This is a genomic window from Bacillus cereus group sp. BfR-BA-01347 (assembly GCF_022663835.1).
Taxonomy (GTDB): domain Bacteria; phylum Bacillota; class Bacilli; order Bacillales; family Bacillaceae_G; genus Bacillus_A; species Bacillus_A thuringiensis_K.
In genome coordinates this window covers 414,437-430,032 of sequence record NZ_JAKUGG010000002.1, presented here as the reverse complement: position 1 = coordinate 430,032, position 15,596 = coordinate 414,437, and the positions used below count along the sequence as shown (strand labels likewise).

Below are 15,596 nucleotides of genomic sequence, written 5' to 3'. Positions count from 1 at the left end.
GAAGGAGAGGATAAATATGTTCGTATCATATCGTTGGTTACAAGAGTATGTAGATATTAAAGATGTAACAGCACAAGAACTAGCAGACAAAATCACGAAAAGTGGTATTGAAGTAGAAGGCGTTGAAGTATTAAATAAAGGTGTAAAAGGTGTTGTAGTTGGTCACGTATTAGAATGTGAAAAACACCCAGAAGCTGATAAATTAAGCAAATGCTTAATCGATATCGGTGAAGAAGAGCCAGTTCAAATTATTTGTGGAGCTGCTAACATTGCAAAAGGTTTAAAAGTACCAGTTGCAAAAGTTGGAGCTGTACTTCCTGGTAACTTCAAAATCAAAAAAGCAAAACTACGCGGTGAAGCTTCTCATGGTATGGTTTGTGCTCTTCAAGAGCTTGGTATTGATGGAAAGTTAGTTTCAAAAGAATACGCAGATGGTATCTTCATCTTCCCAAGTGACGCTGAAGTTGGTGCAGATGCACTTGAAATTTTAAACTTACACGATGAAGTACTTGAGCTTGGCTTAACACCAAACCGTGCAGATTGCTTAAACATGTTAGGTGTTGCTTACGAAGTAGCTGCTATTTATGGCCGCGAAGTAAAACTTCCAGCTATCGACTTACAAGAAACAGCAGAAAAAACTTCTGATTATATTTCTGTAAGCGTAGAAGCGAAAGAAGAAAACCCATTATACATTGCAAAAATGGTTAAAAACGTAAAGATTGGTCCGTCACCAATGTGGATGCAAACTCGTCTTATGGCAGCTGGCATTCGTCCAATTAGCAACGTAGTTGATATTACAAACTACATTTTAATGGAATACGGTCAACCGTTACATGCATTCGATTACGATAAATTAGGTTCAAAAGAAATCGTTGTTCGTCTTGCAAAAGAAGGCGAAAAAATTGAAACGTTAGATGATCAAGAGCGTACATTACAAAGCCACCATCTTGTAATTACAAACGGCACGAAAGCTTTAGCTGTTGCTGGTGTAATGGGCGGGGCGGATTCTGAAGTTACAAATGAGACAGTAAACGTTCTAATTGAGTCTGCATACTTTGCAGGTCAAACAGTACGTCGTACATCAAAAGACTTAGGTCTTCGTAGTGAATCAAGTGCACGTTTCGAAAAAGGAATCGACCCAACACGTACATTTGAAGCAATTCAACACGCAGCTGCTTTAATGGCGAAATATGCTGGTGGTGAAGCACTTGAAGGTGTGGTAGAAGCTGACAACTTACAAGTACAAGAGCGTACAGTATCTGTTACTGCTGAAAAAGTAAACCGTGTATTAGGTACAAATATTTCTGCGAGTGAAATGGGTACAATGTTCACAAACTTGAAATTCCCATTCACAGAAGTAGAAGGAACATTCCATGTAAATGTACCAGCACGTCGTCCTGATATTACAATTTCAGAAGACTTAGTAGAAGAAGTGGGCCGTTTATACGGTTATGACCATATTCCAGTTACATTACCTTCTGGAACGATGACTCGTGGTAAATTAACATCAGCACAAACGAAACGTCGTAAAGTACGCCGCTTCTTAGAGGGTGCTGGTTTATATGAAGCAATCACGTATTCATTAACAAGCGCTGATAAAGCGAAACAATATATGGTTGAGCCAAACGAAAAGGCGCCTGTAGGTCTTGCACTTCCAATGAGTGAAGAACGTAGCCAACTTCGTTTAAGCTTAGTACCGCAATTACTAGAAGCAGTTTCATACAATGTCGCTCGTAAAAACGACAACGTTGCTTTATACGAGGTAGGTTCTATCTTCTTACCGACAGAAGAAGGAGAACTTCCGAAAGAAGAACAACATCTTGCAGGTGTTATGACAGGTCTTGCTCTTCACCATGCATGGCAAGGTGAGAAGAAAGTAGTAGACTTCTTCGTTGTGAAAGGTGTACTAGAAGGACTATTCGACGTGCTTGGCGTTTCAGACCAAATCACATATGCACCAGCAAAACGTGAAGGTATGCACCCAGGCCGTACAGCTGACATCGTATTGGATGGCGAAGTAATTGGTTTCATCGGTCAATTGCACCCAGAAGCAGAAAAACAATTAGATGTGAAAAATACATTCGTATTCGAACTATCTCTTGTAAAAGTATTCGGTGCAGACGCAGAAGAAACTTACTACGCAGCAATTCCACGTTTCCCATCTATGACGCGTGATATGGCTGTTGTAGTAACAAAAGAAACAAAAGCTGGTGAAATGAAGCAAGTCATTGCTGAAGCTGGCGGAGAACTTCTGAAAGATGTAACATTATTCGACTTATACGAAGGTGAAAAAATGGAAGAAGGCAAGAAATCACTTGCATTCTCTATGACTTACTTCGATGCAGAACGTACATTAACAGACGAAGAAGTAACAGAAGCACATAACCGTGTACTAACAACGGTAGAAGAGAAATTCGGTGCGGAGTTACGTAAGTAATTAGAAAATTGCCGGATTCATTCCGGCAATTTTTTTATTGGATTGGTTGTCGGACACTATCGGTAAGTCAATATATTACAAAAATCGCTCATATATTTTTTGGCATCTTGCATCTTTCTCTCGAATGTAGTACATTAATTTTAGTTTAACAAAATGAAAGACGATGATAAGGAAAAGTAGTATATACTATAATCCAAAGCGAGTCAGGGACGGTGAGAGCCTGATGAGGCGGTATATGTGAAGAACACCTTGGAGTTGCTAACCGAAATTGAATCTTATATTCAAGAGTAGGCTTAGACGGGAATCCGGCCTGTTATAAACCGGGAAGTATGTATTACATACGAGTTAAAGTTGGTCTTTATGACAAATTGGGTGGTACCGCGAAGTTTAACCTTTCGTCCCTTTATGGATGAAAGGTTTTTTTGTATTTAAATATATGAGCAAAGGAGAATTTCACTATGGAAAACACATTAGTAAAAAGTCTGTATAGAGATACAGAAAAGTATGCAGATCAAACAGTACAAGTATCAGGGTGGATTCGTAACTTACGTGATTCAAAAGCATTTGGTTTCATCGAATTAAACGACGGTAGCTTCTTCAAAAGCGTTCAAATCGTTTTCGATACAGAATTAGAGAACTTCAAAGAAATTGCAAAACTTCCACTTAGCTCTTCAGTTAAAGTAGAAGGTAAAGTAATTGCAACGCCTGGAGCGAAGCAACCATTTGAAATTAAAGCAGAAAAAATTGATATCGAGGGTTTATCAGATTCTGATTACCCACTTCAAAAGAAACGTCATACGTTTGAATACTTACGTACAATCGCTCACTTACGTCCAAGAACAAATGCATTCTCTGCAACGTTCCGCGTACGTTCTATCGCAGCATTTGCGATTCACCAATTCTTCCAAGAGCGTGGATTCGTACATGTTCACACACCAATCATCACTGGTAGTGATACAGAAGGTGCTGGCGAAATGTTCCGCGTAACAACGCAAGATTTAAATAACCTACCAAAAGGTGAAGACGGAAAAGTTGATGAGTCAAAAGACTTCTTCGGTAAAGAAACAAACTTAACAGTAAGTGGACAGCTGAACGCTGAAGCTTATGCATTAGCATTCCGTGACGTATACACATTCGGACCTACATTCCGTGCAGAAAACTCAAACACAACTCGCCACGCTGCTGAGTTCTGGATGGTTGAGCCTGAGATTGCATTCGCTGAACTAGGGGACGTAATGAACCTTACAGAAGATATGCTGAAATATGCAATGAAATACGTATTAGAGCATGCACCAGAAGAAATGGAATTCTTCAACAGCTTCGTTGATAAAACAGTTCTTGAGCGCATGAACAACGTAATTAACTCTGACTTCGGTCGCATCACTTATACAGAAGCAATTAAAGTGCTTCAAGAATCAGGTGCTGACTTCAAATACCCAGTAGAATGGGGAATTGACTTACAAACAGAGCACGAAAGATACTTATCAGAAGAAATCTTCAAACGCCCTGTATTCGTAACTGACTATCCAAAAGACATTAAAGCATTCTACATGCGTTTGAATGAAGACGGTAAAACAGTAGCTGCTACTGACCTTCTAGTTCCTGGCATCGGCGAATTAATCGGCGGAAGCCAACGTGAAGAAAGAATGGACGTTTTAGTAGACAGAATTAAAGAATTAGGTATGAACGAAGAGGACTACTGGTGGTACTTAGAACTTAGAAAATACGGCGGTACAAAACACGCTGGATTTGGTCTAGGTTTCGAGCGCTTCCTAATGTACATCACTGGCATGGCTAACATCCGTGACGTAATTCCATTCCCAAGAACTCCAGGTTCTTCTGAATTCTAAAATATGAAAAAAGCGAGAGGATTTCCTCTCGCTTTTTTATTTTGTATAGTTTATTCTCCCGTAGCAAAAAGTAACGCGAAGGGGTGAATATAAATGAGTAAAAAAGTGAAAAAAGATCATTCAAGATCAAGCCTAGGTTCTCCAGAAGTTGAAGGACAAGGAACGACGACACATGAAACAGGTTCTCATAAAGTATCTTCATCAAATAAGAAGCAGAAACGAAGCTAACATAACAAAGGAGAGTCTTAAGGGCTCTCCTTTGTTATGTGTTACATCTTATTATCGTTAATTTCTTTTGTAATCTTATTTATGTCTTTGTCTAATCGATCTAAATAGAAAAACCACAGTAAACTCATGAACACGTAATAGATGGCCATCATGCCAAGATTATCAGATATATTTTCGAATGTGGATTTAGTAGTGAAAAAAGCTCCCCAAATGGTAGAAATAGTGAAGTAAGAAAGTGGGCCTACGAGGTGTACGAAAACATATAATATCTTTTTAACTTTTACAGCGTTCATATGAAAAAACTCCTTTTTCTAATCATACATTCAAGTTCTTCACAGAAGTGTTGTAGTTTTGTTGGATTATGTATTAACAAGCGTGCATCGTGTTTCCCGATAAATCTTCGAATCCGAAAGTTTAATAAGAAAGATCGACCATAACGCTCTATTAAATCGTTGAACGCTGGTTGTTCACTTAGTAGCTGAATGTTTTCTCTAATTTCGAACTGTCTTTCGTGTGGATCGCCTAGTAAAATATTTAGAATCATTTGTAGAAGTAGCAATGTAGATCTCCTCCTATGTTAGAATAATCTGCATATTATAATTATAACAAAACTATAAGGACAATAGTAGGATGAAACAAAAAACAGGAGTTTGTAGGCTCCTGTTTTTGTCGATACTATTTTAATAAGCGAAGCGCCTTCTCCGTATTAGCGAAATGCAGTTTCACAAACTCAGGTAATCGTTCTTTACCAAGCTTTTGAATTAATTTAGCAGCAGCGATATCAACTTGTTTACTAGCACCTTTTGGAAGTGGCATACCAGCTTTTTTACTTAGTTCGTCAAACTGTTTTACGAATGAGTAGCGAGCTAAAATAGAAGCAGCGGCTACTGCTAAATGGACGCTTTCACCTTTCGTAGCGAAATAAACATTTTCACGCTGTACCTGTTTTTGTTTTGCTAAATATTTATAGTATGTATCAGGTTGTGTGAATTGATCGATTAAGACGCCTTCAGGTTTTGTAGGTGCCATTTTCGCTAATAAGTTTGTAATAGCTTTATTATGTAGCAAGGCTTTTAGCTTACCTTGGTTGTTTCCTTTATCAAATAGCTCGTTATATTTTTCATTATGAAGGACAAGAGAGCTGTAAGGAACAACGTGTAGAAGTTGTTTCGCAATGGCAGTAATTTGATCGTCATTTAAGTTTTTAGAGTCTTTTACACCAAGTTCTTTTAGTAGTGGAATTTGCTTTGCATCCACATATACAGCAACGACTGTCATCGGTCCAAAGAAATCTCCCGTACCAACTTCATCAGACCCTACAATAGACATTGTACTGATGGAAGCAGGCGGCGCATAACGATGGGAATCGACAGGTTTTTTTACAGTTGTTTTTGGTCTTTGAGAGACAGTTTGCCAACGAGAAGCTTCTGCTTCAGCGCGGCCTCCTTGGAACATTACTTTTCCAGATTTATATGCTGTAATCGTGCAAGATGGCACCTTAGCCATAAAGATACCGCCTTGCGGAATTTTCGGGCTAAGCGAATGTTTATATTGTTGTTTCATGTCTTCAATTACTGTAGAATTTGTTTGAATTACGATAGAATTTGACATAATGGTCGCCCCTTTTTTTATATTGTTATTTTTATCATATCGGATTGTTCTTTCTGTTTCCATATTATGAAGGTTCATGGTATGATAAACTTTAGGATTCTGTACGTGATTGGAGGCCGGTGAGTTGTCACAACAAAAGGGAAAGAAAAGTCGAATTAATGTAGAAATCTATGGTCAGCAATATTCAGTTGTTGGCGATGAAAGTACAAGTCATATCCGCATGGTAGCAGCGATTGTGGATGATAAAATGCGCGAACTCAATGCCAAGAATCCTTCGCTTGACACGAGTAGACTAGCGGTATTGACGGCGGTAAACGTCATACACGATTACATAAAATTAAAAGAAGAACATGAGAAATTGAAAGAAAGTATGACAAAAAAAGGAATGGAATAACATGATTGATATTATTATCATTTTACTGCTTGTTATGGGATTTTTCCTCGGCTTACGCAGAGGGTTTATTCTGCAACTTGTAAAGTTAACAAGCTTTATTATCGCATACCTTGTTGCATACTGGTACTGTAAAGATTTAGCGCCAGCACTTGCGAAATTTATTCCGTATCCATTTGATAAAAACGTATCTGTTCCAGAATGGATTGATGCAAATAATATTGAGACAGTATTTTATCAAGCGCTTGCGTTTATCATATTGTTTATTATTACAAAAATAGCACTTTCATTACTTGGTAATTTGTTAAATATGTTTGCAGAAATACCGGTTTTAAAGCAAGTAAATGCGTTTGCCGGGGCAATCCTCGGATTTTTAGAAGTATATATTGTTTTGTTTGTCTTAATTATCATTGGAAACATTCTTCCGATTGAACAAGTACAAACACCATTACAAAAATCATCAATTAGCAAAATAATTGTAGACGATACACCGATTCTATCTGAAAAGGTGAAGGAACTATGGCAGACAGGTAGCAGAGTATAACTTCTCTTTTTTCGGAAAGAGAAGTTTTTTTCTATGAAAGAAAGGCGGGGTAATGATGAAAGTAAATAAAAAACAAGTTATCAAATTATTAGAGACAATCGGGCTTTTTATGGAACTAAAAGGCGCGAATCCATTTAAAATATCTGCATTTCGTAAAGCGGCAGCAGCATTAGAAAGTGACGATCGTAGTCTTTCTGAAATTGAAGATTTCACGAAGATTCCGGGCATCGGAAAAGGAACAGCAGCAGTTATTCAAGAATATATAGAATCGGGAACATCTGAAGTATTACAAGAACTTGAAAAAGAAGTACCAAGTAGCTTATTGCCGTTATTAAAACTACCAGGTCTTGGTGGTAAAAAGGTGGCTAAGTTATATAAAGAGCTAGGCGTTATTGATATGGAGACGTTAAAAGCTGCTTGTGAGGAAAATAAAGTACAAGCTTTAGCTGGTTTCGGTAAGAAGACAGAAGAGAAAATATTAGAAGCAATCGATCAAGTAGGCTCTCGTCCAGAGCGTTTACCAATTGCGATGGTATTGCCTATTGCCGGGGAAATAGAGGAGAAATTGTCGAATATTGCTGAAGTAATTCGTTTCTCTCGCGCTGGTAGTTTGCGCCGCGCGAGAGAAACAGTGAAAGATTTAGATTTTATCATTGCAACGACAGAACCAGCAGCGGTACGTGAGCATTTACTACAATTCGATAATATGATTGAGGTAATCGCAAGTGGGGATACGAAAGTTTCTGTTCGTCTTCAATATGAATATGATATTTCAATCGATTTCCGCTTAGTAAAACCAGAAGAGTTTATTACAACACTTCACCATTTCACAGGATCAAAAGACCATAACGTAAAAATGCGTCAAATCGCAAAAGATAAAGGCGAGAAAATTAGTGAGTACGGTGTAGAGAACTTAGAAACAGGTGAAGTGAAAACATTTGAGACTGAAGAAGACTTCTTTGCTCATTTCGGTCTACCATTTATTCCGCCAGAAGTGCGTGAAGATGGAAAAGAAATTGAATTAATTAAAGAGTATCCGAACTTAATTCAGTTTTCCGATATACAAGGTGATTTACATATGCATACAACTTGGAGTGACGGTGCTTTTTCTATTGAAGAAATGGTACAAGCGTGCCGTGCTCATGGATATAAGTTTATGGCGATTACTGATCACTCGCAATACTTAAAAGTAGCGAATGGTTTAACGAAAGAGCGTCTTCGTGAGCAAGCGAAAGAAATTGAACGTATGAATGAAAAGTATCCAGACATTACAATTTTACGCGGAATTGAAATGGACATTTTACCAGATGCCTCGCTTGATTTTGATGATGAAGTATTAGAAGAATTAGACTATGTCATTGGAGCGATTCACTCTAGCTTCTCACAAGACCGTGAAACGATCATGAAGCGTCTGCGTACTGCACTTGAGAATAAACATGTCACAATGATTGCTCATCCGACAGGACGTCTTCTCGGGCGCCGTGAGGGTTATGATGTAGATACAGATTTATTGATTGAACTCGCAAAAGAGACAAATACAGTTTTAGAATTAAATGCGAATCCGAACCGTCTAGATTTAAGCGCGAAATTATTAAAACAAGCACAAGATGCTGGTGTAAAAGTAGCGATTAATACAGATGCTCATACACTTGAAATGTTAGAAGATATGGAAACAGGTGTAGCAGCAGCACGTAAAGGTTGGATTCAAAAAGATAACGTGATTAACACATGGGATATTGAACGTTTATTAGACTATATTAAACGTAATAAGTAACACAAGGGGGACCTGCAACATGTTAGAAAGAACGTTGCGTGTATTAGAATACAATAAAGTAAAAGAACAATTACTTGAACATACAGCATCTTCACTTGGTCGTGACAAAGTGAAGCATTTAGTGCCGAGCACTGATTTTGAAGAAATTGTAGAAATGCAAGATACAACGGATGAAGCTGCGAAAGTTATTCGTTTAAAAGGTAGTGCACCATTAGGTGGTATTACAGATATTCGCTCCAATGTGAAGCGTGCAAAAATTGGGAGTATGTTAAGTCCAAATGAATTACTTGATATTGCGAATACGATGTATGGTAGTCGTAATATGAAACGTTTCATTGAAGATATGGCTGATAACGGTGTCGAGCTTCCGATTTTAGAAACTCACGTCGCTCAAATTGTATCTTTATATGATTTAGAAAAGAAAATTACAAATTGTATCGGTGACGGCGGTGAAGTAGTCGATAGCGCAAGTGATAAACTGCGTGGTATTCGTACTCAAATTCGTACGGCGGAAAGCCGTATTCGTGAAAAGTTAGAAAATATGACGCGCTCTTCAAACGCACAAAAGATGCTGTCTGACTCGATTGTAACGATTCGTAACGAACGTTACGTAATCCCAGTAAAACAAGAATACCGCGGCGTATATGGCGGTATTGTTCACGATCAATCAGCTTCTGGACAAACGTTATTTATTGAACCGCAAGTCATTGTAGAATTAAATAACGCGCTTCAAGAAGCACGTGTGAAAGAAAAACAAGAAATCGAACGCATCTTATTGATGTTAACAGAAGAAGTGGCAGTAGAAGCCGATATCGTTTTATCTAACGTAGAAGTAGTTGCGAATCTTGATTTCATCTTTGCGAAAGCTTTTTATGCGAAGCGTATTAAAGCAACAAAACCAATCGTAAACAATGAGCGTTACATGGATTTAAGACAAGCACGCCATCCGCTCATTGATCCAGAAATTATCGTGCCAAATAACATTATGTTAGGTAAAGATTTCACGACAATTGTTATTACAGGACCGAATACAGGTGGTAAAACAGTTACGCTGAAAACAGTTGGTATTTGTGTATTAATGGCGCAATCTGGTCTTCACATTCCAGTAATGGATGAGTCAGAGATTTGTGTATTTAAAAATATATTTGCTGATATCGGTGATGAGCAATCGATTGAACAAAGTTTAAGTACGTTCTCCTCACATATGGTGAACATTGTTGATATTTTGGAAAAAGCTGATTTTGAAAGCTTAGTTTTATTCGATGAATTAGGTGCTGGAACAGACCCACAAGAAGGTGCTGCACTAGCAATTTCGATTTTAGATGAAGTATGTAATCGCGGTGCTCGCGTTGTTGCAACGACGCATTATCCAGAATTAAAAGCATACGGATACAACCGTGAGCAAGTTATTAATGCGAGCGTTGAGTTTGATGTAAATACATTAAGCCCAACGTATAAATTATTAATCGGTGTACCAGGACGTAGTAATGCCTTCGAAATTTCGAAACGCCTTGGGCTATCTGATCGCGTGATTGATCAAGCTCGTAATCACATTAGTACAGATACGAATAAAATTGAAAATATGATTGCGAAGTTAGAAGAAAGTCAAAAGAACGCAGAGCGTGACTGGAACGAAGCAGAAGCACTTCGCAAGCAATCTGAAAAACTTCATCGCGATTTACAACGTCAAATCATTGAATTTAACGAAGATCGTGATGAACGATTATTAAAAGCGCAAAAAGAAGGGGAAGAAAAAGTCGAAGCTGCAAAGAAAGAAGCGGAAGGCATTATTCAAGAACTTCGTCAATTGCGTAAAGCACAACTTGCAAACGTGAAAGATCACGAGCTAATTGAAGCGAAGAGCCGTCTAGAAGGTGCAGCGCCAGAGCTTGTGAAGAAACAAAAAGTAAACGTGAAAAACACTGCGCCGAAACAACAGTTACGCGCAGGTGATGAAGTAAAAGTATTAACATTCGGTCAAAAAGGTCAACTACTTGAAAAAGTAAGCGATACAGAGTGGAGCGTACAAATCGGTATTCTGAAGATGAAAGTAAAAGAATCTAATATGGAATACATTAACACACCGAAGCAAACAGAGAAAAAAGCAGTTGCAACGGTAAAAGGTAGAGACTATCACGTTTCATTAGAACTTGACCTTCGTGGTGAACGATTTGAAAATGCAATGGCGCGCGTTGAGAAATACTTAGATGATGCCCAGCTTGCAAGCTATCCTCGCGTATCAATTATTCACGGTAAGGGGACAGGAGCACTTCGCCAAGGTGTACAAGATTACTTGAAGAAGCATCGCGGCGTGAAAACCTTCCGTTACGGTGACATGGGCGAGGGAGGCCTAGGCGTAACAGTTGTCGAATTAAAATAGAAAACAACGAAACAAAGGGGAAACCATTATATGTTTATGGACAAACTTGCAAAAGTATTGTTAGCTTGTTGCGGAATATTTTTGGTGATTGGGGTTATTTATTTAGTTGTTTTTGCGAAGTGAAAAAGCGTCAATCGTGGCATAATGATATTGCCATAGATTGACGCTTTTAATATATATGAAAAGGAATAGAATATGAAAATCAACCAATACATAAGCGAAGCAAAATCATGCTCCAGACGTGAAACAGATCGCCTCATTAAAGCTGGACGCGTGGCTATTAACGGCGAAATATGTACGCACGGTACACTTGTGAGCGATGGTGATAGGGTAACGATTGATGGGAAAGTTATTGTAAAAGAAGAGAAAGAAAAGGTGTACATCGCCTTCCATAAACCAGTCGGCATTATTTGTACAGCAGCTGATCATATTGAAGATAATATAATTGATTATATCAATTACCCAGAGCGAATCTTTCCAGTTGGACGATTAGATAAAGCATCGGAAGGACTTATTTTATTAACGAATGACGGCGGCATTGCGAATCAAATTTTACATGGTGATCATGAGCACGAGAAGGAATATGTTGTCACAGTCGATAAACCTTTTACGGACTGGTTTATTGATGAGATGTCCAGTGGTGTAAAGATTAAAGATGGAATGACGAAGCCGTGCAAAGTGACAAGAGTCGATCAATCAACATTTCGTATCGTTTTAACGCAAGGAATGAACAGGCAAATTCGTAGAATGAGTCGTGCTTTCGGATTTACTGTAATAAAGCTAAAGCGAGTACGCATTATGAATATAGAGCTAAATGAGCTTGAAGTTGGAAAGTGGCGGAGCGTTACAGCTGAAGAGTTAGAAATTTTAATAGGGCAGTTATAGGGAGGGAAAATTTTCTTCCTATATTTTTTTGTCAGAAAAAATAAAACTATTGATTTTTTAAAAAATAGCCCATATAATAAAAAACAACAAGTTTCGACAAGATATTTTATAAAAGTAATGATGAGGACATGAGTTGTATTTTACGATTCTCAGAGAGGGAAGCCTTAGGCTGTGAGCTTCCTAATACGAAAAGACAAGCTTACCACCTCTAAACTTCAAGAGTGAACTGCATACATGATGCATTGTAATTCTTGGCGGATAAAACCGTTATCAATTTACACGAGCTATAAAATGAGCTTATTTCGTTATAAATTCATTTTATTAGAATAAGGGTGGAACCACGATTTCAACACTCGTCCCTTTGTTAGGGACGGGTGTTTTTTGCGTTCTTTTACGGGGAAGTATGCTTGAAAGAGAATATGTGACGGATTTTAATTCAGAATATTTTGTCAATTATATATTTTAGGAGGTTAGTAGAAATGAAATCATCTTTAAAGTTTTCAGAGATGTTTGCAATAAGTTTAATGTTATTTGCACTGTTTTTTGGTGCAGGTAATATGATTTTTCCACCAGCGTTAGGGCAAGGTGCTGGAACGGACGTATGGATCGCGCTGTTTGGTTTTATCGTAACAGGGGTTGGACTACCTTTATTAGGAGTAATTGTTATAGCTTTAAAGGGAGATATTAATGAGCTAGCAGGACGTGTACATCCTATATTCGCACTTGTTTTTATCACTGCAATTTATTTATGTTTAGGCGTATTCGTAAGTGTACCGCGTACAGGAACAGTAGCTTATGAGATGAGTGTTGCACCGTTTTTACCAAGTGAGATAGCTGGTCAGTCATATCCACTTGTTATCTTTACACTTATTTTCTTTGCAGTCACTTTCTATTTAGCTTTAAATCCTTCGAAATTAGTGGGTCGTATTGGTAAGGTGCTAACTCCAATATTATTAGCTGTTATTGCAATTATCGTAGGTAAAGCACTTATTACACCAATTGGAGAATTTGGTGCACCGACAGAAGCGTATAGTGCTCCTCTCTTTAAAGGATTTATTGATGGATATTTAACTTTAGATGGACTTGCAGCACTGGTATTCGGAAATGTTGTAATTCATGCGTTAAAAGAAAAAGGCATTACAAATAAAAACAGTATTGCAAAAGTAACAATCTTTGCAGGATTTATTGCAGCGCTTGGTCTACTACTTGTGTATTTAGCACTTGCTTATCTTGGAGCTTCTAGTGTGTCACTTGGAATGGGCGCAAACGGAGGAATTATTTTAACAAATGTCGTGAATCATTTATTTGGTAGCTACGGAACTTTATTACTAGGGATCGCAATTACAGCAGCATGTTTAACAACTTCTGTAGGTATTGTTGCAGCTTGTGGTGATTACTTCTCTTCCTTATTACCAAAGCTTTCTTATCAAAAAGTCGTTTTCATTTTCTGTGTATTAGCATTTATGGTAGCAAACCTTGGGTTAACTCAGTTAAATGCATTAGCGTTACCAATCTTAATCGCAATTTATCCAATTGGAATCGTACTTATCGTATTATCACTTGTTGAAAACTACGTTCGTCTTCCATTAGCGATGTATGTGGGCGGGATTGTAGGAGCATTTGCAATAAGTTTCTTTGATGGATTACACAATGCAAACCTTCAAATTGCAGCGCTAGCACCTATTTTAGATAAGATTCCATTATATAGTGTAGGAATTGGTTGGTTAGTTCCAGGGATAATCGGTATAGGATTTGGTTATATAGTTTCTAAGTTTCAAAAGCAGGAAATTGCTGTAGAGAAATAGAGAAAAGAGACTTTCTATTATAGAAAGTCTCTTTTTTTGTAAAAAAAGCCGCATATAGAGAAATTCAGATATTAAAAATTTTATACGTAATATAGTTGACAAAAAATTTATGAGTAGGCTAAGATTGACTTAGTTGTGGAAATATTGGAAGGGAAGTGAGGGAAAAGGGGTTTCTATAACTATAGTGTTGTTATGGGAAGAGGTGAAAGAAGAGGAGAAGAGATAGTTTATTTTTTTTGATTCGCATTGAGAATGATAATCAATAAATACGTTTTATAATTTTTTCTCAGTTTCTATGCCTTCGTATAAGGAATAGGGTGAGATATTATTTTTAATATTAAATGAGAATGATAATCAATAATACTTATGTTACATAAAAGAATGCTAATTAAATAATAGGTAGAAGAGATTATTTTTTTCTTATAAATTGAGAATAATTATCATTTTCAAAAAGTGAAATGAAAGATAACCAAGGAGGAAACAAGAAAAATGAAAAAGGTTTCTGTATTACCCGCTTTTATTATAACGTTCGTATGTATGCTAGCTTTTCTTGTAATGCCATACGGGAATGCTTCAGCAAAACTAGCTGATGGTACTTACGATATTAATTACGTAATTCAAAAAGCGGAAAATGATTCAGCTTCAATGGCAAATGACTATTTTGAAAAGCCGGCAAAATTAATAGTGAAAAACGGTGAGATGAGAGTACAAGTTCCGATGAATCATAGTGCTTGGATTACAGAATTTAAAGCACCAGAGAATGGGAATTTTGTTGATGCGAAAGTTGTTAGTAAAGATGAATCGGCAGATAAAAGAACAGTAGAGTTTAAAGTAGATGATTTATCCAAACCGGCAGCTGTAAAAATTCATGTTGTTGTACCAAATGCAAACTATGACCACCACTACACAATTCGTTTTGCTTTTGATGCAAATGTAAAAGCTGTAGGTGGCGATAACGGCGTAGCTGCTACAACAAAAAATAATGATCAAGCGAAAACAGATACACAAGTAAAAGAAGAGAAAACAAAAGTAGAGAGTAAGGAAACAGCTAAAGAAGTGAACAAAGAAACAAAAAATGAAAATGGAAAAGCTGAAAAAACAGATAACCCAAAAACAGGCGATGAAGCACGTATTGGATTGTTTGTAGCGTTAATTCTTATTTCAGGTGCTTTCTTAATTCGTAAAGTGAAGTTGAGTAAATAAATCTTTTGAAGGGTGATGAATATATGTTTAAACAATTTAAAATGATTATTGCCGTATTTGCTGTTTTATTTACGTTTATCGCAACACTAGGTTTACAAGATGCAAAAGCTGCTACAAAACTAGCTGATGGAAAATATAATATTGCTTTTACTGTATGGAAAGGCGATAAAGATGAATCGTCTAGAATGAATAGTTATTTTGAAAGCCCAGCAACATTAACAGTTAAAAATGGAAAACAATATGTTTCATTTAAAGTGAAAGATAGTGCTTCTATTAAAAGTTTCCAAGTAGAAAAAGATGGTCAATTTGTAGAAACAAACGTGTTAAGTGAAAACAAAAAAGATAATACTAGAGTAGTAGAATTTGAAGTTGCTGACTTGTCAAAAAAACTAAATGGAAAGGTGAAAATTAATATTCCAATTATTAATTATAATGCTTCATATGATATTCGCTTTGTATTTGATGGGAGCAGTATTAAATAATTTTCA

At 37.1% G+C, this 15,596-nt stretch carries 14 protein-coding genes and 2 other annotated features; of the genes, 11 read left to right on the top strand and 3 right to left on the bottom strand.

Annotation, left to right across the window (positions count from 1 at the left end; translation table 11 throughout):
* Nucleotides 1-16 precede the first annotated feature (16 nt).
* The 3 genes from pheT to MR143_RS05515 all read left to right on the top strand — a co-directional run bounded on the left by pheT (nt 17) and on the right by MR143_RS05515 (nt 4,515).
* Nucleotides 17-2,437, top strand: coding sequence for a phenylalanine--tRNA ligase subunit beta (gene pheT / locus MR143_RS05525; RefSeq protein WP_242280624.1), 2,421 nt, complete (start codon nt 17-19; stop codon nt 2,435-2,437).
* A 154-nt stretch (nt 2,438-2,591) separates the two neighbouring features.
* Nucleotides 2,592-2,843, top strand: a binding site (T-box leader).
* 52 nt (nt 2,844-2,895) lie between these two features.
* Nucleotides 2,896-4,287, top strand: coding sequence for an asparagine--tRNA ligase (gene asnS / locus MR143_RS05520; protein WP_000432177.1), 1,392 nt, complete (start codon nt 2,896-2,898; stop codon nt 4,285-4,287).
* 93 nt (nt 4,288-4,380) lie between these two features.
* A complete protein-coding gene (locus MR143_RS05515; protein WP_000039594.1) occupies nt 4,381-4,515 on the top strand; it encodes a YuzL family protein in 135 nt (44 codons plus the stop codon).
* A 41-nt stretch (nt 4,516-4,556) separates the two neighbouring features.
* On the opposite strand, the gene MR143_RS05510 is transcribed toward MR143_RS05515, so the two are convergent.
* The 3 genes from MR143_RS05510 to rnhC all read right to left on the bottom strand — a co-directional run bounded on the left by MR143_RS05510 (nt 4,557) and on the right by rnhC (nt 6,126).
* A complete protein-coding gene (locus MR143_RS05510) occupies nt 4,557-4,808 on the bottom strand; it encodes a hypothetical protein (RefSeq protein WP_000994744.1) in 252 nt (83 codons plus the stop codon).
* The gene (locus MR143_RS05505) at nt 4,805-5,074 is read right to left on the bottom strand and encodes a hypothetical protein (protein ID WP_000925538.1); all 270 of its coding nucleotides are present in this window, start codon (nt 5,072-5,074) and stop codon (nt 4,805-4,807) included. Before MR143_RS05505 ends, MR143_RS05510 begins: the two co-directional genes overlap by 4 nt.
* Before the next feature lie 116 nt (nt 5,075-5,190).
* The gene (rnhC, locus tag MR143_RS05500; protein ID WP_000071571.1) at nt 5,191-6,126 is read right to left on the bottom strand and encodes a ribonuclease HIII; all 936 of its coding nucleotides are present in this window, start codon (nt 6,124-6,126) and stop codon (nt 5,191-5,193) included.
* A 124-nt stretch (nt 6,127-6,250) separates the two neighbouring features.
* Between rnhC and zapA the strand changes: the two genes are divergently transcribed.
* The 8 genes from zapA to MR143_RS05460 all read left to right on the top strand — a co-directional run bounded on the left by zapA (nt 6,251) and on the right by MR143_RS05460 (nt 15,590).
* Nucleotides 6,251-6,520 (top strand): cell division protein ZapA, encoded by a 270-nt coding sequence (gene zapA / locus MR143_RS05495; protein ID WP_000082701.1) that lies wholly within the window; start codon nt 6,251-6,253, stop codon nt 6,518-6,520.
* Between the two features lies 1 nt (nt 6,521).
* On the top strand, nt 6,522-7,061 hold the full coding sequence (locus MR143_RS05490) for a CvpA family protein (RefSeq protein ID WP_000565412.1): 540 nt from the start codon (nt 6,522-6,524) through the stop codon (nt 7,059-7,061).
* Between the two features lie 55 nt (nt 7,062-7,116).
* A complete protein-coding gene (gene polX / locus MR143_RS05485; protein ID WP_242280623.1) occupies nt 7,117-8,835 on the top strand; it encodes a DNA polymerase/3'-5' exonuclease PolX in 1,719 nt (572 codons plus the stop codon).
* Between the two features lie 19 nt (nt 8,836-8,854).
* The gene (locus MR143_RS05480; RefSeq protein ID WP_000893712.1) at nt 8,855-11,215 is read left to right on the top strand and encodes an endonuclease MutS2; all 2,361 of its coding nucleotides are present in this window, start codon (nt 8,855-8,857) and stop codon (nt 11,213-11,215) included.
* Nucleotides 11,216-11,410: 195 nt separating this feature from the next.
* Nucleotides 11,411-12,100, top strand: a complete 690-nt coding sequence (locus MR143_RS05475; protein ID WP_000700748.1) for a 23S rRNA pseudouridine(2604) synthase RluF — start codon at nt 11,411-11,413, stop codon at nt 12,098-12,100.
* Between the two features lie 108 nt (nt 12,101-12,208).
* Nucleotides 12,209-12,464 (top strand) — a binding site (T-box leader).
* Between the two features lie 115 nt (nt 12,465-12,579).
* The gene (brnQ6, locus tag MR143_RS05470; protein WP_000842650.1) at nt 12,580-13,905 is read left to right on the top strand and encodes a branched-chain amino acid transport system II carrier protein BrnQ6; all 1,326 of its coding nucleotides are present in this window, start codon (nt 12,580-12,582) and stop codon (nt 13,903-13,905) included.
* Nucleotides 13,906-14,394: 489 nt separating this feature from the next.
* Nucleotides 14,395-15,108 (top strand): heme uptake protein IsdC, encoded by a 714-nt coding sequence (gene isdC / locus MR143_RS05465; RefSeq protein ID WP_000757952.1) that lies wholly within the window; start codon nt 14,395-14,397, stop codon nt 15,106-15,108.
* A gap of 23 nt (nt 15,109-15,131) precedes the next feature.
* A complete protein-coding gene (locus tag MR143_RS05460; protein ID WP_000476163.1) occupies nt 15,132-15,590 on the top strand; it encodes an NEAT domain-containing protein in 459 nt (152 codons plus the stop codon).
* The last annotated feature ends 6 nt before the right edge of the window (nt 15,591-15,596 follow it).

What these genes read in the sequence shown, in the direction of transcription:
- pheT (WP_242280624.1), top strand. Translation starts at nt 17, where the DNA reads ATGTTCGTATCATATCGTTGGTTACAAGAGTATGTAGATATTAAAGAT.
- asnS (WP_000432177.1), top strand. Translation starts at nt 2,896, where the DNA reads ATGGAAAACACATTAGTAAAAAGTCTGTATAGAGATACAGAAAAGTAT.
- MR143_RS05515 (WP_000039594.1), top strand. Translation starts at nt 4,381, where the DNA reads ATGAGTAAAAAAGTGAAAAAAGATCATTCAAGATCAAGCCTAGGTTCT.
- MR143_RS05510 (WP_000994744.1), bottom strand. Translation starts at nt 4,808, where the DNA reads ATGAACGCTGTAAAAGTTAAAAAGATATTATATGTTTTCGTACACCTC.
- rnhC (WP_000071571.1), bottom strand. Translation starts at nt 6,126, where the DNA reads ATGTCAAATTCTATCGTAATTCAAACAAATTCTACAGTAATTGAAGAC.
- MR143_RS05490 (WP_000565412.1), top strand. Translation starts at nt 6,522, where the DNA reads ATGATTGATATTATTATCATTTTACTGCTTGTTATGGGATTTTTCCTC.
- polX (WP_242280623.1), top strand. Translation starts at nt 7,117, where the DNA reads ATGAAAGTAAATAAAAAACAAGTTATCAAATTATTAGAGACAATCGGG.
- MR143_RS05480 (WP_000893712.1), top strand. Translation starts at nt 8,855, where the DNA reads ATGTTAGAAAGAACGTTGCGTGTATTAGAATACAATAAAGTAAAAGAA.
- MR143_RS05475 (WP_000700748.1), top strand. Translation starts at nt 11,411, where the DNA reads ATGAAAATCAACCAATACATAAGCGAAGCAAAATCATGCTCCAGACGT.
- brnQ6 (WP_000842650.1), top strand. Translation starts at nt 12,580, where the DNA reads ATGAAATCATCTTTAAAGTTTTCAGAGATGTTTGCAATAAGTTTAATG.
- isdC (WP_000757952.1), top strand. Translation starts at nt 14,395, where the DNA reads ATGAAAAAGGTTTCTGTATTACCCGCTTTTATTATAACGTTCGTATGT.
- MR143_RS05460 (WP_000476163.1), top strand. Translation starts at nt 15,132, where the DNA reads ATGTTTAAACAATTTAAAATGATTATTGCCGTATTTGCTGTTTTATTT.